Annotated in this window: 20 protein-coding genes and 1 tRNA gene; 9 read left to right on the forward strand and 12 right to left on the reverse strand. The window is 61.9% G+C overall.

Annotation, left to right across the window (positions count from 1 at the left end):
• Positions 1-13: 13 nt before the first annotated feature.
• The 7 genes from GJ699_RS32155 to GJ699_RS32185 are packed head-to-tail and all read right to left on the reverse strand — an operon-like array spanning position 14 to position 5,377.
• Positions 14-634 carry a Maf family protein gene (locus GJ699_RS32155; RefSeq protein ID WP_154383507.1) on the reverse strand — a complete coding sequence of 207 codons (621 nt, stop codon included), beginning with the start codon at positions 632-634 and terminating at the stop codon, positions 14-16.
• 10 nt (positions 635-644) lie between these two features.
• Positions 645-1,115: a 23S rRNA (pseudouridine(1915)-N(3))-methyltransferase RlmH gene (rlmH, locus tag GJ699_RS32160; RefSeq protein WP_154383508.1), complete on the reverse strand. Its 471-nt coding sequence runs from the start codon at positions 1,113-1,115 to the stop codon at positions 645-647.
• A 6-nt stretch (positions 1,116-1,121) separates the two neighbouring features.
• Positions 1,122-1,799, reverse strand: coding sequence for a ribosome silencing factor (rsfS, locus tag GJ699_RS32165; RefSeq protein ID WP_154383509.1), 678 nt, complete (start codon positions 1,797-1,799; stop codon positions 1,122-1,124).
• Positions 1,799-2,458, reverse strand: coding sequence for a nicotinate-nucleotide adenylyltransferase (locus GJ699_RS32170; protein WP_154383510.1), 660 nt, complete (start codon positions 2,456-2,458; stop codon positions 1,799-1,801). Before GJ699_RS32170 ends, rsfS begins: the two co-directional genes overlap by 1 nt.
• Before the next feature lie 2 nt (positions 2,459-2,460).
• The gene (hemF, locus tag GJ699_RS32175) at positions 2,461-3,375 is read right to left on the reverse strand and encodes an oxygen-dependent coproporphyrinogen oxidase (RefSeq protein WP_154383511.1); all 915 of its coding nucleotides are present in this window, start codon (positions 3,373-3,375) and stop codon (positions 2,461-2,463) included.
• Between the two features lies 1 nt (position 3,376).
• On the reverse strand, positions 3,377-4,645 hold the full coding sequence (gene purD, locus GJ699_RS32180; RefSeq protein WP_154383512.1) for a phosphoribosylamine--glycine ligase: 1,269 nt from the start codon (positions 4,643-4,645) through the stop codon (positions 3,377-3,379).
• A gap of 6 nt (positions 4,646-4,651) precedes the next feature.
• Positions 4,652-5,377 carry a YebC/PmpR family DNA-binding transcriptional regulator gene (locus GJ699_RS32185; protein ID WP_154383513.1) on the reverse strand — a complete coding sequence of 242 codons (726 nt, stop codon included), beginning with the start codon at positions 5,375-5,377 and terminating at the stop codon, positions 4,652-4,654.
• Between the two features lie 230 nt (positions 5,378-5,607).
• On the opposite strand from GJ699_RS32185, the gene GJ699_RS32190 reads away from it, so the two are divergent.
• The gene (locus GJ699_RS32190; RefSeq protein ID WP_154383514.1) at positions 5,608-8,112 is read left to right on the forward strand and encodes an alkaline phosphatase D family protein; all 2,505 of its coding nucleotides are present in this window, start codon (positions 5,608-5,610) and stop codon (positions 8,110-8,112) included.
• A gap of 71 nt (positions 8,113-8,183) precedes the next feature.
• Here the strand turns inward: GJ699_RS32190 and GJ699_RS32195 are convergent, their stop codons facing one another.
• Together GJ699_RS32195 and GJ699_RS32200 are read right to left on the reverse strand one after the other, a co-directional pair.
• The gene (locus tag GJ699_RS32195) at positions 8,184-8,483 is read right to left on the reverse strand and encodes a transcriptional regulator (protein ID WP_154383515.1); all 300 of its coding nucleotides are present in this window, start codon (positions 8,481-8,483) and stop codon (positions 8,184-8,186) included.
• Positions 8,474-8,863, reverse strand: a complete 390-nt coding sequence (locus GJ699_RS32200) for a type II toxin-antitoxin system RelE/ParE family toxin (RefSeq protein ID WP_229262402.1) — start codon at positions 8,861-8,863, stop codon at positions 8,474-8,476. The genes GJ699_RS32195 and GJ699_RS32200 overlap by 10 nt, the downstream gene beginning before the upstream one ends.
• 58 nt (positions 8,864-8,921) lie before the next feature.
• On the opposite strand from GJ699_RS32200, the gene GJ699_RS32205 reads away from it, so the two are divergent.
• From GJ699_RS32205 to GJ699_RS32220, 4 genes are read left to right on the forward strand one after another with little or no spacing between them, the layout of a single operon-like run.
• Positions 8,922-9,827, forward strand: coding sequence for a DMT family transporter (locus tag GJ699_RS32205; RefSeq protein WP_154383516.1), 906 nt, complete (start codon positions 8,922-8,924; stop codon positions 9,825-9,827).
• A 12-nt stretch (positions 9,828-9,839) separates the two neighbouring features.
• A complete protein-coding gene (locus GJ699_RS32210; protein WP_154383517.1) occupies positions 9,840-10,223 on the forward strand; it encodes a methylglyoxal synthase in 384 nt (127 codons plus the stop codon).
• A 26-nt stretch (positions 10,224-10,249) separates the two neighbouring features.
• Positions 10,250-11,224 carry a quinone oxidoreductase family protein gene (locus GJ699_RS32215; RefSeq protein WP_154383518.1) on the forward strand — a complete coding sequence of 325 codons (975 nt, stop codon included), beginning with the start codon at positions 10,250-10,252 and terminating at the stop codon, positions 11,222-11,224.
• Positions 11,221-11,688 carry a DUF6328 family protein gene (locus GJ699_RS32220; RefSeq protein ID WP_154383519.1) on the forward strand — a complete coding sequence of 156 codons (468 nt, stop codon included), beginning with the start codon at positions 11,221-11,223 and terminating at the stop codon, positions 11,686-11,688. The genes GJ699_RS32215 and GJ699_RS32220 overlap by 4 nt, the downstream gene beginning before the upstream one ends.
• 92 nt (positions 11,689-11,780) lie before the next feature.
• Here the strand turns inward: GJ699_RS32220 and GJ699_RS32225 are convergent, their stop codons facing one another.
• Entirely contained in the window at positions 11,781-12,437 is a 657-nt protein-coding gene (locus GJ699_RS32225; protein ID WP_154383520.1) for a DUF4136 domain-containing protein, read from the reverse strand.
• 209 nt (positions 12,438-12,646) lie between these two features.
• On the opposite strand from GJ699_RS32225, the gene pepN reads away from it, so the two are divergent.
• From pepN to GJ699_RS32245, 4 genes are all read left to right on the forward strand, one after another.
• Positions 12,647-15,289, forward strand: coding sequence for an aminopeptidase N (pepN, locus tag GJ699_RS32230; RefSeq protein WP_154383521.1), 2,643 nt, complete (start codon positions 12,647-12,649; stop codon positions 15,287-15,289).
• A gap of 22 nt (positions 15,290-15,311) precedes the next feature.
• Positions 15,312-16,316, forward strand: a complete 1,005-nt coding sequence (locus tag GJ699_RS32235; protein ID WP_154383522.1) for a class 1 fructose-bisphosphatase — start codon at positions 15,312-15,314, stop codon at positions 16,314-16,316.
• A gap of 106 nt (positions 16,317-16,422) precedes the next feature.
• Positions 16,423-16,498 (forward strand) — tRNA-Thr (locus GJ699_RS32240).
• A gap of 204 nt (positions 16,499-16,702) precedes the next feature.
• Entirely contained in the window at positions 16,703-17,938 is a 1,236-nt protein-coding gene (locus GJ699_RS32245) for a tyrosine-type recombinase/integrase (RefSeq protein WP_154383523.1), read from the forward strand.
• Here GJ699_RS32245 and GJ699_RS32250 read toward each other — a convergent pair.
• Both GJ699_RS32250 and GJ699_RS34885 read right to left on the reverse strand, forming a co-directional pair.
• Positions 17,898-18,203 (reverse strand): helix-turn-helix transcriptional regulator, encoded by a 306-nt coding sequence (locus GJ699_RS32250; RefSeq protein WP_229262403.1) that lies wholly within the window; start codon positions 18,201-18,203, stop codon positions 17,898-17,900. The genes GJ699_RS32245 and GJ699_RS32250 overlap by 41 nt on opposite strands.
• Positions 18,204-18,650: 447 nt before the next feature.
• Positions 18,651-19,030: hypothetical protein (locus GJ699_RS34885; RefSeq protein WP_154383524.1), on the reverse strand; the 380-nt coding region annotated here is incomplete at its 5' end.

Genomic DNA, 19,030 nt, shown 5'->3' on the forward strand with positions numbered 1-19,030 from the left:
TCATACACGCCACTCAGGGCAGGGGCAAACCCGCCTGACGCAGCAGTTGTACGGTTTCGTAGACCGGCAGGCCCATGATGCCGGAATGGCTGCCGGCGATGTGTTCGATGAATTGCGCGGCCGGGCCCTGGATGCCGTAACCGCCGGCCTTGTCATACGGTTCGGCCGAGGCGCAATAGGCGGCGATCGCGGCCGGCGACAGCACGCCGAAGCGCACCTCGGAGACCTGGGTCACATGGCCCGAGAAGGCGCCATATTCCACCGCGATCGCGGTCAGCACCTGGTGGGTGCGGCCGGACAGTTGCTGCAGCATGGCGCTGGCTTCGGCCGCGTTGGCCGGCTTACCGAGGATGGCGCCATCGATGGTGACGGTGGTGTCGGCCGACAGCACCGGGCGCGGCGCCATGCGGCGCTTGATGATCAGGTCGGCCGCGAACGCCGCTTTTTCCCTGGCCACCCGCGCCACGTAGTCGAGCGGCGCTTCGTTGGGATGCACGTCCTCGGTGACGTCGGCGCCGCGCGGGCCGTCGCTGCGCAGCATCAGCAGTTCGAAGTCGATGCCGACCTGGCGCAGCAGCTCGCGCCGGCGCGGGCTTTTGGAGGCAAGATAAATCTTCTTGTCGACCGGTTTCATATGGTTGTTGTTAGACGCGGTGATAAGGGTGGTTCTGCGTAATGGTCCAGGCGCGGTACAGCTGCTCGGCCAGCATCACCCGCACCATACCATGCGGCAGCGTCATGCTGGAAATTCGTATCAAGCCTTCGGCGCGCGCCTTCAGTTCCGGATCGAGACCGTCGGCGCCGCCGATCAGGAAGGCGGTGTCGCGGCCGTCCTGCTGCCATGTCTGTAACTGCTGCGACAGGCCGACCGAGGTCAGATCCTTGCCGCGTTCATCCAGCGCGATGATGCGCACCGATTTCGGCAACGCCGCCTCGATGCGCTCGCGTTCCAGCGCCATCGCGGTGGCGGCGGTCTTGCTGCCGGAACGCTCGACCGGCTTGATTTCTTTCAGCACGATCTTCAGTTCCGGCGGCATGCGCTTCACATACTCGGCGTAGCCGGCTTCGATCCAGACCGGCATCTTGTGGCCGACCGCAGCGATAATCAGCTGCATCCCGAATTACTCGGCCGCTTTTTTGATACGCTTGATGACGGTCTTGGCCGGCGCTTCTTCAGCTTTCGGCTTGGCGGCGCGTGGCTTCGGTGCGGCTTTCAGTGCCTTGACGGCGGCCACGGTGGACTTCGGCGCGCCGACTTTCACCTTTTTGCCGGCCGGGACGGCGGCTGGCTTGGCGGTGGTTTTCTTGGTGGCGGCGGCTTTGGCGGCGGCCGGCTTGCGGGCGGCGGTCTTCTTCTCGACCACGGCTTCGGCGGCAACCGCTTTTTTACCGGCGGCCAGGTGGCTGCTGATTTTCTTCGGTTCGGCTTCGTCCGCTTCCTTGGTGCCCTTGCGCTTGGCGGCGCCCAGTTTCACCGGCTTGTCGCCCCAGATCTCTTCCAGGCGGTAGTAGGCGCGGATCGGCGCTTGCATGATGTGGACAATGATGTCGCCCAGGTCGACCAGCACCCATTCACCGGTGTCCTCGCCTTCCATGCCGTAGACTTCGCCGCCGGCTTCCTTGATCTTGTCGCGCACCGAGGCGGCCAGCGCCTTGGTCTGACGGTTGGAGGTACCGGACGCGATCGCGATGCGGTCGAACAGGCTGGTCAGGTGAGTCGTGTCGAACAGGACGATATCTTGGGCTTTGACGTCTTCGAGGGCGTCAACGACCAGGGTTTGCAGTTTTTTGATGTCCATTAGCTTCTGTATAGTTTGTGTTGTTCAATATAGTCTAGCACTAGCGGCGGGATAAGCGAGTCTGCCTTCTCCCCCCGTTGTAATGCCGCACGTATCTGGGTGGCGGAAATATCCACCGCGAAGTCTTGTGCCAGATAAGTCAGACCATGCGGCGTGTTACGGATTTGTTCAGGCGTCGCCAGCCGGCTGGTAAACGCCTTGGCCACGGCCGGCGGCAGGCCGGCGGTGGCAATGTCATAGCCAGGGCGGGCCGCCACGCACAGGTGTGCATAGTCGGACAGCGCCTGCCATTGGTGCCAGGTGTCGAGCCGCTGCAGCTGGTCGGCGCCCATGACGAAGGCGATCGACGCTTGCGGCCCCAGTTCGGCGCGCACGTTGCGCAGCGTGTCGATGGTGTACGTCGGCAGCCCCTGGGCGCCGCGCGCGATTTCCTGCAGATCCACCGCCACGCTGTAGGACTGGCCGGCAAAGGCCAGCGCCAGCATGTCGGCGCGCTGCTGCGACGAGGCTTGCAGCGTGGCTTTTTGCCACGGCAGCCCGGTTGGGATCACGCGCAACTGGTCGACTTGCAGCAGATTGGCGAAGTAATCGCCCAACGCGACGTGACCTAGATGCACCGGATCGTAGCTGCCTCCCAGCAGTGCGACGCGGTAGGCCATCGTTACGACGCGAGCCAGTCGCGGTGCGGCAGGAAGTCGGTGTACAGCGCCGCTTCCGGCGATCCGGCTTCCGGCTCCCAGCGATAGCGCCACTTCACAATCGGCGGCATCGACATCAGGATCGCCTCGGTGCGGCCGCCCGATTGCAGGCCAAACAGCGTGCCGCGGTCGAATACCAGATTGAATTCGACATAGCGGCCGCGCCGGTAAGCCTGGAAGTCGCGTTCGCGCTCGCCGTACGGCGTGTCCTTGCGCGCTTCCAGGATCGGCAGATAGGCTTGGAGGAAGGCGTCGCCGACGCTTCGCGTCATGGCGTAGCTTTGCTCGAAACCGTCGGCGTTGTGGTCATCGAAGAAGATGCCACCGACGCCGCGCGCTTCCTGCCGGTGTTTCAGGTAAAAATACTCGTCGCACCACTGCTTGAACTTGCCGTGCAGCTCGTCGCCGAAAGGGGCGAGGGCGTCGCGGCAGGTCTGGTGGAAGTGCTGCACGTCCTGCTGGTTGCCGTAGTACGGCGTCAGGTCCATGCCGCCGCCGAACCACCATACCGGCTCGCCGGCCGCATTGGTGGTGCTGAAAAAGCGCACGTTCATGTGCACCGTCGGCGCGTACGGGTTGCGCGGGTGGATCACCAGCGACACGCCCATGGCTTCCCACGGATTACCGCCAATGTCAGGCCGGTGCGCCGCCGCCGATGGCGGCAGCTTGGCGCCCAGCACATGCGAGAAGTTGACGCCACCGCGTTCGATGACGTTGCCTTCCTCGACTAGACGCGAAATCCCGCCGCCACCTTCGGCGCGCTGCCACTCGTCGCGCAGGAAGGACTTGCCGTCAACGGCCTCCAACGCTTGCACGATGTTGTTTTGCAGGTTCAGCAGCCAGGCTTTGACTGCGACGGGATTCGGAGCGTCCGACATCTTAGTGTTTCAGCCCGCGCCAGCCGATGTCGCGGCGGCACTGCGCGCCTTCAAAGCTGATCTGGTCGACCACTTCGTAAGCTTGTTTTTGCGCCAGCTTGATGCTGTCGCCCAGGCCGACCACGCACAGCACGCGGCCGCCGCTGACTTGCAGCTGGCCGTTGACTTCGACGGTGCCGGCGTGGAAGGTCACCGATTCCGGCGTTTCGGCCGGGATGCCTTCGATCACGGCGCCTTTCAGCGGCGCGTCCGGATAGCCGGCGGCGGCCAGCACCACGCCAACGGCGGTGCGGCGGTCCCATTCCAGTTCGATCTGGTCCAGGGTGCCGTTGACGGCGTGTTCCATCACGCTCACCAGGTCGGTCTTCAGACGCGACATGATAGGCTGGGTTTCCGGATCGCCCATGCGGCAGTTGAATTCCAGCGTGCGCGGATTGCCGGCGGCGTCGATCATCAGGCCGGCGTACAGGAAGCCGGTGAAGACGATGCCATCCTTCGCCATGCCGGCGATGGTCGGGTTGATGATCTCGCGCATCACGCGGGCGTGCATCGCCGGGGTGACGATCGGGGCTGGCGAGTAAGCGCCCATGCCGCCGGTGTTCGGGCCTTCGTCGTTGTCCTTCAGGCGTTTGTGATCCTGGCTGGTGGCCAGCGGCAGGATGTTTTTGCCGTCGCACATGACGATGAAGCTGGCTTCTTCGCCGGCCAGGAATTCTTCGATGACGATGCGGGCACCGGCGTCGCCGAAGCGGTTATCGGCCAGCATGTCGTCAATCGCCTGGTGTGCTTCGTCCAGCGACATGGCGACCACCACGCCCTTGCCGGCAGCCAGGCCGTCGGCCTTGATGACGATCGGGGCGCCGTTGGCGTTGACGTAGTCGTGCGCTTGCGCCACGTCCGAGAAGGTCTGGTATTTGGCGGTCGGAATGCCGTGACGCTGCATGAACGCCTTGGCGAAGTCTTTCGACGACTCCAGCTGCGCCGCTTCCTTGGTCGGGCCGAATACTTTCAGGCCACGGGCGCGGAACAGGTTGACGATGCCGCCGGCCAGCGGGGTCTCGGGACCGACCACGGTCAGGCTGATGCCTTCGCTTTCGACGAAGTTGGCCAGTTCGTGCAGGTCGGTGATGTTGACGTTGACCAGGCGCGAATCGCGCGCGGTGCCGCCATTGCCAGGGGCAACGTACACCATCTGAATGCGCTCGGATTGCGCCAGTTTCCAGGCCAGCGCATGTTCACGGCCGCCGGAGCCGACTACCAAAATTTTCATAATTCCTCAGTCTTCGATCAAGGTGTTGGAATACACTTCCTGCACATCATCCAGCAATTCCAGCGCGTCCAGCAGTTTCTGCATCTTGATCGCGTTGTCGCCGGTGACGGCGATTTCGACGTCCGGCTTCATGATGATCTCGGCCACTTCGGCCTTGAAACCCTTGGCTTCCAGCGCATCCTTCACCGCCGCGAAATCGTGCGGGCCGCACAGCACTTCGATGCCGCCTTCTTCGTCGCTGATCACGTCCTCGGCGCCGGCTTCCAGCGCCACTTCCATCAGCGCGTCCTCATTGGTGCCGGGCGCGAACAGGAACTGGCCGCAATGCTTGAACATGAAGGCCACCGAGCCTTCGTTGCCCATGTTGCCGCCATTCTTGTTGAAGGCGTTGCGGACTTCGGCCACGGTACGCACGCGGTTGTCGGTCATGCAGTCGACGATGATGGCCGCGCCGCCGATGCCGTAGCCCTCGTAGCGAACCTCTTCATACGCCGCGCCGTCCTCGCCGCCGGTGCCGCGGGTGATCGCGCGCTGCACGTTATCCTTAGGCATATTGGCGTCGGCCGCCTTGTCGATGGCCAGACGCAGACGTGGATTGGTCGCGGCATCGCCGCCGCCCATGCGGGCAGCAACGGTGATTTCCTTGATCAGGCGAGTCCAGATCTTGCCGCGTTTCGCGTCAGTTGCTGCTTTTTTGTGCTTGATGTTGGCCCATTTGCTGTGTCCAGCCATGTTCGGTCTTCCTTCGGCGGTGAGTCATGTGAGTGCGGTGAGGGCGGTATTCTAGCATAAGCGGGCCGCCAGAAACCGCCGTCGCCCGGGGGCCACAGTCGGCCGCCGGCCGCCGCCGGCCGCCGCTCGTCGCCGCCATCGCTAGAGGCCGGCCTCCAGTTTTTGTAGGCATGCTGTCATATCGTACTGCTACTGTTGATCTTTTTGACACGCGCAGTACGGGAGCAGACATGGATCGACGGCAGTTTATTAAATTGGGTGGCTTTATCACGGTATCGGCGGTGGGCCTGAGCGCTTGCGGCGGCAGCAGCGAGGCGGCTGGCACGGATCTGGCGCTGGCCAGCGGTGCCTGGCAATTCCCGCAGAGCGTGGCCTCGGGCGACCCGCGCGCCGACAGCATCATGCTGTGGACCCGCGCCTTGCCGGCCTCGGCCGATGCGGTGGCGGTGGCGCCCTCGGCCGCCGACAGCGCGATCCGGCTGGTGGTCACCTCCGCCGACAACAGCGCCGCGCTGGGCGCCAATACCGCGCTGAGCGGCACGCTGGTGGCCGACGTGCGCTTGCCGCTGCAGTCTCAGTACGACAACACCGTGCGCCACAAGCTGACCGGGCTGTCGGCGGCCACCACTTACTATTACCAGTTCATCGCCGGCGACACCCGTTCCAACGTCGGCCGCTTCAAGACCGCGCCGGCCGCCGATGCCGATGTGGCGCAGCTGCAGTTTGTCTATATGACTTGCCAGGACTGGAGCGTCAACCACTGGGGCGCGATGTCGTCGATCGCCGGCGAGAGCCTGGACTTCATCGTCCACCTGGGCGACTATATCTACGAAACCGTGGGCGAGGACTTCCAGACCGGCGCGGTTGAAAGCCGGCACGACACGCTGGTGCTGCCGGACGGCGTCTACAAGAGCGGCACGTCGGGCGCCAAATACGCCAACACGCTGGCCGATTACCGCTATCTGTACAAAAAGTACCGCACCGACAAGCGCCTGCAGGCGCTGCACGAGCGCTTTGCCTTCATCGCCATCTGGGACGACCATGAGTTCACCGACGATGCCTGGCAGGATGCGGAAACCTACGACGGCTCCTTCAACGCCGACGGCTCGGATCTGCATCAGCCGGCGCGCCGCCGCAACGCCAATCAGGCGTGGTTTGAATACATGCCGGCCGACGTCACGCTGGACGCGGCCAACACCACCTTCCAGAACATCAAGATCTACCGCGATTTCCAGTTCGGCAAGCTGATGCAGCTGGTGATGACCGACGAACGCCTGTATCGCGCCGATCACATCATTCCGGAATCGACCATCAATCCAGCGACCGGCAAGGCGCTGGGCCGGATTGGCGCGCGCTATCTGGTGCAGCAAAGCGTGTTCGACAGCGTGGAAGCGCAGAAGATGGCCGGCGCCAAGACCATCGGCCTCGATCCGCTGACCACCGCCACCATATTGGGCAACACCCAGCGCCAGTGGTGGATGGACAAGATGAAAGCCGCCACCTCGACCTGGAAACTGTGGGGCAATGAAGTCTCGCTGCTGCGCATGGGCCTGAACGGCACCGACGCCATCGCCACGCTGCTGGCGCTGAGCGCGGCGACATCGCTGGCGACCTCGGTCGCCACCACGGCGGCGGCGGTCGGTGGCAATTACGCGCTGGCCGGCACCATCGTGGCTGCGGTCACGGCCGGCGCCACCAGCGCCGTCGCCCAGGCTGGCGCGGTGGCCATCGCCACTTCGGCGGCTGGCGGCGGCAGCAGCACCGCGCAAGCCACGGCCGGCGTTGCGGCCGGTTTGAGCAGCGCCCAGGCCGCGATCGCGGTGGCGGTGCTGGCCAAGGTCAGCGCCGCCGCGACGGCTGGCTCGACCGGTACCGCGCTGGCCGCCGTGGCCGCGCAGACCATCGCGTTTGGCTACATCAAGCCGGACGTCCAGACCAATGGCGTCAATTCGACCTTCGTGGCGGCGTCGGGCAAGAAAGACGCGCTGTCGTCGTTCTTCACCAAATTCCTGCTCAACTGCGACCAGTGGGATGGCTATAACACCGAGCGCAAAACGCTGATGTCTCACCTGAAGAGCAACAACATCAGCAACGTGGTGGCGATTACCGGCGACATCCACGCCTTCTTCGCCGGCACCGTCAACGACGACTTCGATGCCACCGGTGGCGGCACGCCGGTGATGGTGGACCTGGTATCGGCCGGCGTCTCCTCGGATTCGTTCTTCAGCTATTTGCGTGACGCGGCCGACTCGCTGGGCGACATCGCCACGCTGGTCAGCTATCCGCTGGCGGTGCCGGTGACCGGCATCGGCACGGTCAACCTCAACTTCAACCTGCTGGACTACACCATGGGCAAGGCGGCGCCGACGCTGGCCTCGCTGGCCGAGCAAACCCGCGTGCAGTTGCGCGGCGCGCTGGCGGCGCTGAGCGTGCCCGAAGCGCAGCTGGACGCCACCACCGCCGCCGTGCTGACCGCGCTGCAAGCCAACAGCGACTTCAACACCAGCCTGCTGGCCTTGGCGCAGCAGTTGTCGGGACTGGGGAATAACCAGTGGCTCAAGCACCTGAACAACGACGCCCAAGGCTACACGCTGGTGACGCTGACGCCATCGAAGATGACGGCCCAGTTCCGCCAGGTGAACAAGCTGGTCGGCACCAGCGCCCCCGCCACCATCGTCGCCCGCACCACCACCGCGACAGTGACCGCCGGCAGCGCGGCGGTGACCATCAGCTGAGCTTCAGTGATATGGCACCCGCAGCGTGGTAGTGGCGATAGCGTCTAAGCGTCACCATTTCTGTGGGTTGCTTATCCCGCAGCGACACCTAATGCTAGCCTGAGCGCTTTTTCTACCGCTCTAAGACTGGCGGCATCCGGTGTCGCTTGCTGTGAAAGCGATTGTTGCAACGATTCAGCCGTCACTGATAATGATTGGGCCAGTGCAAAAAAGCCGATCGTGCCGACGGTGAGGACTCGCAGCATTCCCTTCGCAACGCTATTCTCGCCTTCAGTGAGTGCCTCATCTACTTCCTCGATCAGGGCGGCTGCAAAAGCTGGTTCGCGTTGAATCCGCTCCACAATGCCGACCTCAAAACCCGCTAGCTCCATAGTATTCCCCCATCTCCCGCCTTCTTACGACTTTTGAATTCTTCATGCAAAAGCTTTGCACGCGTGATATCGATCTGCTGGTGTTTTTTCGTGCCGCCCCCCAATAGAAGAATCGTCATAAGACCCTCTTTTGCAAGGTAAATCCGGTAACCCGGTCCCCAGTCGATGACATATTCGCCGATGCCGGCGAACCATTTGACTCGTGATAGATTTCCATCGGCCATGCGAAACAGTGCTTTTGAGATTTTAGCCGCAGCGAGCTTGTCCAATTGGTCGAGCCATTGTTGGAAGGGGACCGAGCGATCTTGCCGGGTATATCTTCTAATTTCCATCTCGCGATGCTCACACAGCCTATCACCAATCGGCTTGACGCGTCTCATGTGAGCAGCGAAAGAGGCTGCTCAGCGGGGGAGGGCGGCAGGCGGTACAATTTGCCCTATGGATAAAAGCACGACACAGGGCACGTTGACGCGGGCCGCCTTTCTTAGCGGGCTGGGCATTGCCATTGGTGGCTCGGTTTTGTTTTCCACCAAGGCCATTGTGGCCAAGCTGCTGTACCGCTATCACATCGACGCGGTCACGCTGATCGCCTTCCGCATGCTGTTCTCGCTGCCGGTGTTCGCCACCATCGCGCTCTGGAAGATGCGCACCGGCGCTCCGCTCAGCAGCGGCGACCGCTGGCGCATCGTCGGCCTCGGCCTGGTCGGCTACTACCTGTCCAGCTTTCTCGACTTCCTCGGCCTGCAATACATCTCGGTCGGCCTGGAGCGGCTGATCCTGTTCCTGACCCCGACCTTCGTGCTGCTGATCAGCTCCACCATCCTCAAACAGCACATCAACCGCAAACAGTGGATGGCGCTGTTGACTTCCTACCTCGGCATCGTGCTGGTGTTCGTGCACGACCTGCAAGGCGGCAGCAACGTGGTGCTGGGCGCCGCGCTGGTGACCGGCTCGGCCGCCGCCTATGCCGCCTACCTGCTGCTGTCCGGCGAAATGGTCAAGCGGCTGGGATCGATACGGCTGGTGTCGTACGCGATGTGCGTCTCCACCGCCGCCTGCATGGCCCAGTTCTTCCTGTTGCGCCCGCTCTCCGGCCTGCTGCAGCCACTGCCGGTGTATGGCCTGTCGCTGATCAACGGCATCCTGTGCACGGTGGCGCCGGTGTTCATGACCATGATCGCGGTCGAACGCATCGGCGCCGGCACCGCCTCGCAGGCTGGTATGATCGGCCCGGTTTCAACGCTGTTTCTGGGCGCGCTGCTGTTGGGCGAGCCCGTCACCTCCTGGCAACTGGGCGGCACCGCCCTGGTGTTGGCCGGGATCTATCTGCTGTCCAAAAAATAAATGGGAGAAGTAATGAAGACCCGCATTGCCCTGATTGCGCACGACAAGAAAAAAGACGACATGATCGCCCTCGCCAGCGAATACAAGGCTTTCCTCTCGACCTGCCAACTGGTGGCCACCGGCACCACCGGCGGCCGCCTGACCAATGAAGTCGGCCTGACCGTGGACCGCAAGCACTCCGGCCCGTTCGGCGGCGACTTGCAGATCGGCTCGCTGCTGGTCGAAGGCCAGATCGACTGCGTGATCTTCCTGCGCGACCCCATGACGCCGCAGCCGCACGAACCGGACATCAACGCCCTGGTGCGCGCCTGCGACGTGCACAATACGCCGTGCGCCACCAACGTCGCATCGGCACATCTGGTACTGTCTCAGCTTCAGCAAACAGCAGCCCAATAAAGCAGCCCAATCACGGAGGATAGAACATGGTCAAGGCAATCCGCATCAACCGCGTCGGCGGTCCCGAGGTGATGGAACTGGTGGAGATCGACCTGCCGCCGCCCGGCCCTGGCGAAGTGCGGATGCGCCATGCAGCCATCGGCCTCAACTACATCGACGTCTACCACCGCACCGGGCTCTACCCGCAACCCATGCCCGGTGCACTGGGCGTGGAGGGCGCCGGCGTGGTGGAAGAAGTGGGTGAGGGCGTTACCGACTTCAAGCCCGGCGACCGCGTCGCCTATGGCGGCCGACCGCTGGGCTCGTACTCCGAAGCGCGCAACATCCCCGCCTCGCAAATCCTGCTGCTGCCCAAGCAGATCGAATTCGACACCGCCGCCGCCATGATGCTGCAAGGGCTGACGGTGCAATACCTGTTCCACCGCACCGTGCCGCTGAAGGCCGGCGACACCATCCTGTTCCACGCCGCCGCCGGCGGCGTCGGCCTGATCGCCTGCCAGTGGGCGCGCGTGATGGGCATCAACCTGATCGGCACCGTCGGTTCGGAAGAAAAGGCCGCGCTGGCGATTGAAAACGGCGCCAGCCACGTCATCAACTACAACAAAGAGAATTTCACCGAACGGGTGAAAGAACTGACCGATGGCAAGGGCGTGTCCGCCGTCTACGACTCGATCGGCAAAGACACCTTCATCGGCTCGCTGGATTGCTTGCAACCGCTGGGCACCATGGTCAGCTTCGGCAACGCCTCCGGCCCGGTGCCGCCGTTCAGCCTGAGCGAACTGGCCAGCCGTGGCTCGCTCTTCGTCACCCGGCCAACGCTGATGTCCTACACCGCCAAGCGCGAAGACCTGGAAGCGATGGCCAAATCACTGTTTGGCGTAGTCAGCAGCGGCGAAGTGAAAATCGACATCCGCCAACGCTACGCCCTGGCCGACGTCCAGCAAGCCCACCGCGACCTGGAAGCCCGCAAAACCACCGGCTCCACCATCCTGCTGCCATGAGCGAACGGCCGGAGGAGGACAGCCAAAGCGACGAGCGCGACGACGGCGACTTTTCCGACATGCTGAGCGAAATGCGCATCCTGCTGCCGGGTGCGCAGATGCTGTCGGCCTTCCTCATCATCCTGCCGTTCAACAGCGGCTTCGCGCAGATCGTCCACATGGAAAAGTTGCTGTTCTTGGCGACCTTCTTCCTATCGCTGACCAGCCTGGTGCTACTGAGCGCGCCGGCGATCCAGCACCGGCTGCTGCGGCCGTTGAAAGACCGCGCCCGCTTCAAACGCATCGCCACGCGCCAGATCGTCGCCGGCGCGTTTGCGCTGGCGATCGCCCTGGTGCTGGGAACAGATCTGGTGATATCGGAAGTGTTTGGCGCCACCGTCGGCCTGATCGCCGCCGCCCTGATGGCGTTGCTGATCCTGTGCGCCTGGTGGCTGATGCCAGCCTACCTCCGCCGCAGTTTGTAACCGGGGTCAATCCTCCCAAAGCTACACGGGCTCTGCCGTAGCGGAACGCTACGGCAGAGCCCGTGTAGCTTTGGGAGGATTGACCCCGTCTTTTACTTGGCGGCTTGCATCGATTCGGTTTTTGGCTCGATGGTGATGTCGATGGTGCGTGGTACGCCGTTTTGGCCGGGGAAGCCGGCAAACGCGCTTTGTACCAGCGCTGGCATCACGTGCGGCGTGGCCTGGATGCCGCTGGTGTTTTGCACCGTGACGTCATACAGCTTGCGGCCGCTGACGCTGTTGATGGTCACGCGCAGCTGACGCTGGTATTGGTGCTTGATGCGCTCTTCCACATAAGTCGGACCGAAGCGGTAGGAATCATAGAAGAACGGACGATAGCCCCAGCGCGGATAACCCCAGGCATAGCGGCCATAGAAGCCCGGACCCCAGTACGGTCCCATGAACGGATCTTCGGTCAGCACCCGCACCGGCTGGTCAATGGTGAAGAATTTCATGCCAACCAGTAATTTTGGTTGCTCGTTGTCAGCAGCTTGATGGAAGCCCAGCTTGCCCAGCTCATTGGACACCAGCACCTGGTAGTTGCGGTGCTCCAGCGTATCGTCGGCGCCCTGCGGCGCTTCGAAGGCATAGGATTTGTCCTGGATATCACCGGTCCAGTCGTTGAAAGCGGTCACATTGCTGTGGATGGTGGTGGCGCAGCCGCTTAGCAGCAGCACGGCGGCGGTCGCCAGCGTGGCGAGATATTTCATGATGATGCCCCTCTCAATAAGACGGATTTTCCAGAGCTAAGTGTATGTCGCGCATACAGTGCTTGCATGATTATTACAGAATGTTACCGCATCGTGGAAAGCGGCAACTTACACTTAGGTAAGTTTTGGCAGGAATGCAATTCTACCCATCGTCCCCGGCCGGTATTGGTAAAATAGGCTTTTGCCTCCGTCCCTTTCAGAGCCTTCCAATGCGCACAGACAGCAGCCCCACGACGATATACCGCAAAGATTACACCCCGCCCGCCTATCTGGTGGATACCGTAGAGCTGGGCTTCGACCTGGCGCCGGCCAGCACCGTGGTCGCCAACCGCATCACGCTGCGCCGCAATCCGGACGCCGCCGGCAGCGATATCGTGCTGCACGGCGAAGAGATCGAACTGGTGCAACTGCGCCTCAACGGCCAACTGCTGGGCGAGGGTGATTACGAGCTGAGCGCCGCCACGCTGACCATCCGCAACGCCCCGGCCGAAGTGGTGCTGGAAATCGAAACCGTGTGCGCGCCGGTGGAAAACACCTCGCTGTCCGGCCTGTACGTCTCGAACGGCAACTTCTTCACCCAGTGCGAGGCCGAAGGCTTCCGCCGCATCACCTTCTTCCCGGATCGTCCGGATGTGATGGCCAAGTACACCGTGATGCTGCGCGCGAATAAAGAGCAATATCCAGTGCTGCTGTCGAACGGCAATCTGATCGAACAGGGCGACCTGGACGATGGCCGTCACTACGCCAAGTGGGAAGACCCGTTCAAGAAGCCGTCCTACCTGTTCGCCCTGGTGGCCGCCAAGCTGGTGTGCCAGGAAGAGCAGTTCAAGCTGGCCGATGGCCGCGACGTGCTGCTGCAAGTGTGGGTGGAGGACGGCAACCTCGACAAAACCGACTACGCCATGCAATCGCTGAAGAACTCGATCCGCTGGGACGAAGAACGCTTCGGCCTGGAGCTGGACCTGGACCGCTTCATGATCGTCGCCGTGGGCGACTTCAACATGGGCGCGATGGAAAACAAGGGCCTGAACATCTTCAACACCAAGTTCGTGCTGGCCAACCCGCGCACCGCCACCGACATCGACTTCGCCGGCATTGAAGCCGTGGTCGGCCATGAATACTTCCACAACTGGACCGGCAACCGCGTCACCTGCCGCGACTGGTTCCAGCTGTCGCTGAAAGAAGGTCTGACCGTGTTCCGCGACCAGGAATTCAGCGCCGACATGATCGGCACCGACACCGGCCGCGCCGTCACCCGCATCGACCAGGTGCGCACGCTGCGCCAGGCCCAGTTCCCGGAAGACGCCGGCCCGATGTCGCACCCGGTGCGTCCCGACTCCTTCGTCGAGATCAACAACTTCTACACCGTCACCGTGTACGAGAAGGGCGCCGAAGTAGTCCGCATGTACCAGACCCTGCTGGGCCGTGACGGCTTCCGCAAAGGCATGGACCTGTACTTCGATCGCCATGACGGCCAGGCCGTCGCCTGCGACGACTTCCGCGCCGCCATGGCCGACGCCAACGGCCGCGACCTGACCCAGTTCGAACGCTGGTACTCGCAAGCCGGCACGCCGGTGGTGACCGCGCGCACCCGCTACGACGCCGTCAAGCGCAACTTCGACATCATCCTGTCGCAGCGCGGCAAGCCGGGCCAGCTGCCGTTCCACATTCCGGTCGCGGTCGGCCTGCTGGGCGCGGACGGCAAGGACTTGCCGCTGACGCTGGAACACGGCAAGCACGCCAAAGGCGCCACCACGCTGGTACTGGAGTTGACCGAGCAAGAGCAAATCTTCCGCTTCCGTGAAGTGGACGAGCGTCCGACGCCATCCATCCTGCGCGACTTCTCGGCGCCAGTGATTCTGGAACACGACTACACCGACGACGAACTGCTGCACCTGTTCAACCACGACAGCGACCCGGTCAACCGCTGGGAAGCCGGCCAGCGCCTGGCGATGGAACGCCTGCTGAAGCTGACCGCGCAAGTGGCCGCCCACGGCGCCGCCAACCTCAAGCTGGACCAGACCTTTATCAACGCCATGCGCACCGTGCTGAGCGATGAATCGCTGGACCCGGCCTTCCGCGAGCTGGCGCTGATCCTGCCATCGGAAACCATCATTGCCGAGCAGATGGACGTGGTCGACCCACAAGCCATCCACACCGCGCGCCAGTTCATGCGCCACACCATCGGCACCGTGCTGAAAGCCGAACTGCTGGCCCAGTATCACGCCAACCAGACCCCGGGCGAGTACAGCCCGGACGCCGCCTCGGCCGGCAAGCGCGCGTTGAAAAACCTGTGCCTGTCCTACCTGCTGGCGGCGCCGGAAGCGGCCGAGCTGCAACTGGCACAGCAACAGTTCGACAACGCCACCAACATGACCGACCGCTCGGCCGCGCTGGTATCGCTGATCCACAGCGGCACCGACAACGGCCCGCACCTGCAAGCGTTCTACGACGACTTCGCCAACGAAGCGTTGGTGGTCGACAAATGGTTCGCCATGCAGGCATCGGCCCCGACCACCAACGTGGCCGCCGTGCGCAAGCTGATGCAGCATCCGGCCTTCACCTTGAAGAACCCGAACCGCGCACGCAGCCTGATCTTCAACTTCACCAACGCCAACCCGTCGCAATTCCACGCCGCCGATGGCAGCGCCTACGAATTCTGGGCCGAGTTCGTCATCAAACTGGACGCGATCAACCCGCAAGTGGCAGCACGCCTGGCGCGCGCCATGGACCGCTGGCGCCGTTACGCGCCGGCGCTGCAGGCCAAGATGAAACAAGCGCTGGAAAAGGTCGCCGCCCGCCAACTGTCCAACGACGTCGCGGAAGTGATCACCAAAGCACTCGCAAACTAATCACAATTAACCAAGGGCACACATGAAACGAGTCAGTCTTACCCAATACCTGGTGGAAGAACAACGCCAGCACAACAACATCCCGGCCGAACTGCGTTTGCTGATCGAAGTGGTGGCGCGCGCGTGCAAAACCATCAGCCACTCGGTAGGCAAGGGCGCGCTGGGCGAAGTGCTGGGCACCGCCGAGACCGAAAACATCCAGGGTGAAGTACAGAAAAAACTGGACATCATCTCCAACGAAATCCTGCTGGAAGCGAACGAATGGGGCGGCCACCTGGCGGCCATGGCATCGGAAGAGATGGAGTCCATCCACCCGATTCCAAACCGCTATCCAAAGGGCGAATACATGCTGCTGTTCGATCCATTGGATGGCTCGTCCAACATCGACGTCAACGTCTCGATCGGCACCATCTTCTCCGTGCTGAAAGCGCCGGAAGGCATGACCCAACCAAGCGAAGCCGACTTCATGCAGGCCGGCACCAAACAGGTCGCCGCAGGCTACGCCGTGTACGGTCCGCAGACCATGTTGGTGCTCACCACCGGCAACGGCGTCAACTGCTTCACGCTGGACCGTGAGATGGGCTCGTGGGTACTGACCCAGCGCGACATCCAGATCCCGGCCAAGACCAAAGAATTCGCCATCAACATGTCGAACCAGCGTCACTGGCATCCGCCGGTGCAGCGCTACATCAGCGAACTGCTGGCCGGCGACACCGGCCCGCGCGGCACCAACTTCAACATGCGCTGGATCGCCTCGATGGTGGCCGACGTGCACCGCATCCTGAACCGTGGCGGCATCTTCATGTACCCGGCCGACACCCGCGACACCTCGATGCCAGGCAAGCTGCGTCTGATGTATGAAGCCAATCCAATGGCCTTCATCGTTGAACAAGCCGGCGGCGCCGCCACCGACGGCAAACAGCGCATCATGGACATCCAGCCGCACAAACTGCACCAGCGCGTGCCGGTGTTCCTGGGCTCCCGCGATGAAGTGGCGGTGGTGACTGGTTACCACACCGAGGGCTGATAATTCAGCCTGCTCGCAAAAGGCAATATGAATTTTGCAACTAGTCGAAAAATTATCGTTTTGGGGCTGGTTGCCGAGAAGGTTCTTTGCTAGAATGCGGGGCGTCGCCGCTTTAGCTCAGTTGGTAGAGCAGTTCATTCGTAATGAAAAGGTCGCCAGTTCGATTCCGGCAAGCGGCACCAGGAACACAGCAGTAAGAAGTACCGAAAAAGCTCAAAACCCGCTCCTATCATAGGGAAGCGGGTTTTTTGTTGTCTTCGAAAATCCGTCGGCGTACCATGAAATCTCCGACAAATGAGGGACAAAATTGGCGTCAGGTCCCTCACGCAAAGACTAGGTCCCTCAAATGTCCCTCAATCGGCGCCACATTCCTTCGGGAGGCAGCCATGCCACTTACCGATCTTTTAATTCGGAAACTCAAGCATTCCGGGAAGCCGAGCGGCGACAAATACAACGATGGCCGCTCGTTATATCTGCTTGTCAAAGAGGCAAATAAGTATTGGCGGATGAATTACCGCTACGAGGACAAGCACAAGACTCTGGCCCTCGGCATCTATCCTGAAGTCTCTCTGGCGGAGGCGCGCGAGTTATGCGCCGATGCGCGCAAACTGTTACGGGGTGGTGTCGACCCGAAGCCAAAGAAGCAGAACCCAAGCGAGCTGCAGGACGAGGTCGACGAGAATACCTTTGAGGCATTAGCGTTGCAGTGGCTGACCAAGATGGCCGCCAGTCGGCGCTCCGCGACGCAGGAGAAAGTGCAGGCATGGTTGGAGCACGATCTATTCCCCTTCATCGGTTCCATGCCGGCAGCGGCCATCAAGCCGCGCGACATCCTGGGCGTGATCCAGCGCGTCGAAGCGCGCGGTGCCATCGACTCTGCTCACCGCATGAAGCAGGTGTGCGGCCAGATCCTGCGCTACGGGGTGGCGGTCGGCTGGGTGGAGCGCGATGTGACACCGGATCTGAAAGGCGCTTTGGTGGCGATACCGCGCACCAACTTCGCCGCCATCACAGAACCTAAACAACTGGCGCTACTCCTGCGCTCCATCGATGCCTACGAAGGCCATATCGTGGCTGTATCGGCATTGAAGATCACACCCATGCTGTTTGTGCGTCCCGGCGAATTGCGCGCCGCAGAGTGCTCGGAATTCGATTTGGACGCCGCCGAATGGCGCATCCCAGCCGCCAAGATGAAGATGAAGACGGAGCACATGGTGCCGCTGGCCACGCAGGCGGTGGCAATCCTGCGCGAGCTCTATCGCGTAACCGGCCATGGCAAATTCGTCTTTCCCAGCCTGCGCACCGAACAGGCCTGCATGAGCGAGAACACCATCAATGCCGCCTTGCGCGCCATGGGTTTCTCGAAAGACGTGATGACGGCGCACGGCTTCCGCGCGACTGCGCGCACGATCTTGGATGAAGTATTGAACGAACGTGTGGATCTGATCGAGCACCAACTTGCGCATCGCGTCATCGATCCAAATGGGCGTGCCTATAATCGTACCGCGCACCTGCCAGCGCGCCGGCTGATGATGCAGCGCTGGGCCGACTATCTCTATAAGCTCCGTGCCGGCGCAGACGTCATTCCGCTTCATCCCGTGCCCGGCGGCGGCCAGGCTTGAACGCTGCTCCGCGCTTGGCATCTTGATGCTCGATCTGAGCGTGTGCCTGATAGGCCGGGCCACGTTGCGCAACGCGCGCATCCAGCCACTGCATCACATCATCCTGTAGCCAACCTACCGAACGCGCTGACAACTTCACCGGCGCGGGAAATGTGTGCAGCTTGATTTCTCGGTACAGCGTCGCACGCGAGAAGCTACATAGCTGTAGGACTTCACGTAAGCGCATCAGGCGGCATGTACCAAGGATGGTTTTGTTGGTCTCCATGTGCTCCCCTTTATCGACAACTCTTTTCGATAGGGTAAAGCGTTTACTGTCTATGGCCTTTGAGGTATCGCTACGGATGATGGAATGGCTTGGGAAAAAAAGACGTAACGCTTGATACGGCGGGCGAGAATTTGAGCTATACCGTTTAGCTAATTTAGGCCAGGGGAGCAGCGCCGGGACTCGTGGCGCTTGATATTATCAAGCACAGTGTAGCGAAGTGGCGATTGCAGGATAGGCTTTCGCCGGTAAAGGTGCTCCACCTTGCTTATGCAAGTTCTCGCGTGGTGTCAGCCGCTTTTACTCAGCCAAGCGTTTATCACCGAATGTTTGTTGTAGGGGAGCGGTTGGCATCCGTTGATGACTGTAGCTTTGACAATCAAACTGTAATTGTTGATTAGTCTGCTCTGGGCCGGTGGACTAGTACCGCACGTGGGAATTTCTTGTCCGTCACCGGAGCGCAGCATGACGTTCTGAAGCCTGCATGTCAGATCCTAGGCGGTGGTCGCGGGGGCCGCAAACGCCCCTTAGCTGACGGTAGCCATTGGGGCCTTTGATTTTCACCATTATTTGCATAATGGTGAAAACGTGCCTGCTGTGAAGTGAAAATGAAATTTTTCGTCTCGTAGTCGCGTAAGCTTTTGATTTTCTCCGTCCTCGCTTGGGTTGTCTCCGGCAACGTTTTCGTGCAATTTTGATGTGGATTGTTCGTTTGCTCGCAGAATTGACCCATTCCAATTGACCCGCCTTCCACTGCCTGGCAAACGCCGCCACGCGGTCGTATGACCCTTCATAGCCGAGTTCTTTCAGTTCCAGATGGAGCTGCTTCA

It is taken from the genome of Duganella guangzhouensis (assembly GCF_009674535.1).
GTDB lineage: Bacteria > Pseudomonadota > Gammaproteobacteria > Burkholderiales > Burkholderiaceae_D > Rugamonas > Rugamonas guangzhouensis.

Excerpts from the sequence above, each read along its gene's own strand:
- GJ699_RS32155 (WP_154383507.1), bottom strand. The coding sequence starts at position 634 with ATGAAACCGGTCGACAAGAAGATTTATCTTGCCTCCAAAAGCCCGCGC.
- rlmH (WP_154383508.1), bottom strand. The coding sequence starts at position 1,115 with ATGCAGCTGATTATCGCTGCGGTCGGCCACAAGATGCCGGTCTGGATC.
- rsfS (WP_154383509.1), bottom strand. The coding sequence starts at position 1,799 with ATGGACATCAAAAAACTGCAAACCCTGGTCGTTGACGCCCTCGAAGAC.
- GJ699_RS32170 (WP_154383510.1), bottom strand. The coding sequence starts at position 2,458 with ATGGCCTACCGCGTCGCACTGCTGGGAGGCAGCTACGATCCGGTGCAT.
- hemF (WP_154383511.1), bottom strand. The coding sequence starts at position 3,375 with ATGTCGGACGCTCCGAATCCCGTCGCAGTCAAAGCCTGGCTGCTGAAC.
- purD (WP_154383512.1), bottom strand. The coding sequence starts at position 4,645 with ATGAAAATTTTGGTAGTCGGCTCCGGCGGCCGTGAACATGCGCTGGCC.
- GJ699_RS32185 (WP_154383513.1), bottom strand. The coding sequence starts at position 5,377 with ATGGCTGGACACAGCAAATGGGCCAACATCAAGCACAAAAAAGCAGCA.
- GJ699_RS32190 (WP_154383514.1), top strand. The coding sequence starts at position 5,608 with ATGGATCGACGGCAGTTTATTAAATTGGGTGGCTTTATCACGGTATCG.
- GJ699_RS32195 (WP_154383515.1), bottom strand. The coding sequence starts at position 8,483 with ATGGAGCTAGCGGGTTTTGAGGTCGGCATTGTGGAGCGGATTCAACGC.
- GJ699_RS32200 (WP_229262402.1), bottom strand. The coding sequence starts at position 8,863 with ATGAGACGCGTCAAGCCGATTGGTGATAGGCTGTGTGAGCATCGCGAG.
- GJ699_RS32205 (WP_154383516.1), top strand. The coding sequence starts at position 8,922 with ATGGATAAAAGCACGACACAGGGCACGTTGACGCGGGCCGCCTTTCTT.
- GJ699_RS32210 (WP_154383517.1), top strand. The coding sequence starts at position 9,840 with ATGAAGACCCGCATTGCCCTGATTGCGCACGACAAGAAAAAAGACGAC.
- GJ699_RS32215 (WP_154383518.1), top strand. The coding sequence starts at position 10,250 with ATGGTCAAGGCAATCCGCATCAACCGCGTCGGCGGTCCCGAGGTGATG.
- GJ699_RS32220 (WP_154383519.1), top strand. The coding sequence starts at position 11,221 with ATGAGCGAACGGCCGGAGGAGGACAGCCAAAGCGACGAGCGCGACGAC.
- GJ699_RS32225 (WP_154383520.1), bottom strand. The coding sequence starts at position 12,437 with ATGAAATATCTCGCCACGCTGGCGACCGCCGCCGTGCTGCTGCTAAGC.
- pepN (WP_154383521.1), top strand. The coding sequence starts at position 12,647 with ATGCGCACAGACAGCAGCCCCACGACGATATACCGCAAAGATTACACC.
- GJ699_RS32235 (WP_154383522.1), top strand. The coding sequence starts at position 15,312 with ATGAAACGAGTCAGTCTTACCCAATACCTGGTGGAAGAACAACGCCAG.
- GJ699_RS32245 (WP_154383523.1), top strand. The coding sequence starts at position 16,703 with ATGCCACTTACCGATCTTTTAATTCGGAAACTCAAGCATTCCGGGAAG.
- GJ699_RS32250 (WP_229262403.1), bottom strand. The coding sequence starts at position 18,203 with ATGGAGACCAACAAAACCATCCTTGGTACATGCCGCCTGATGCGCTTA.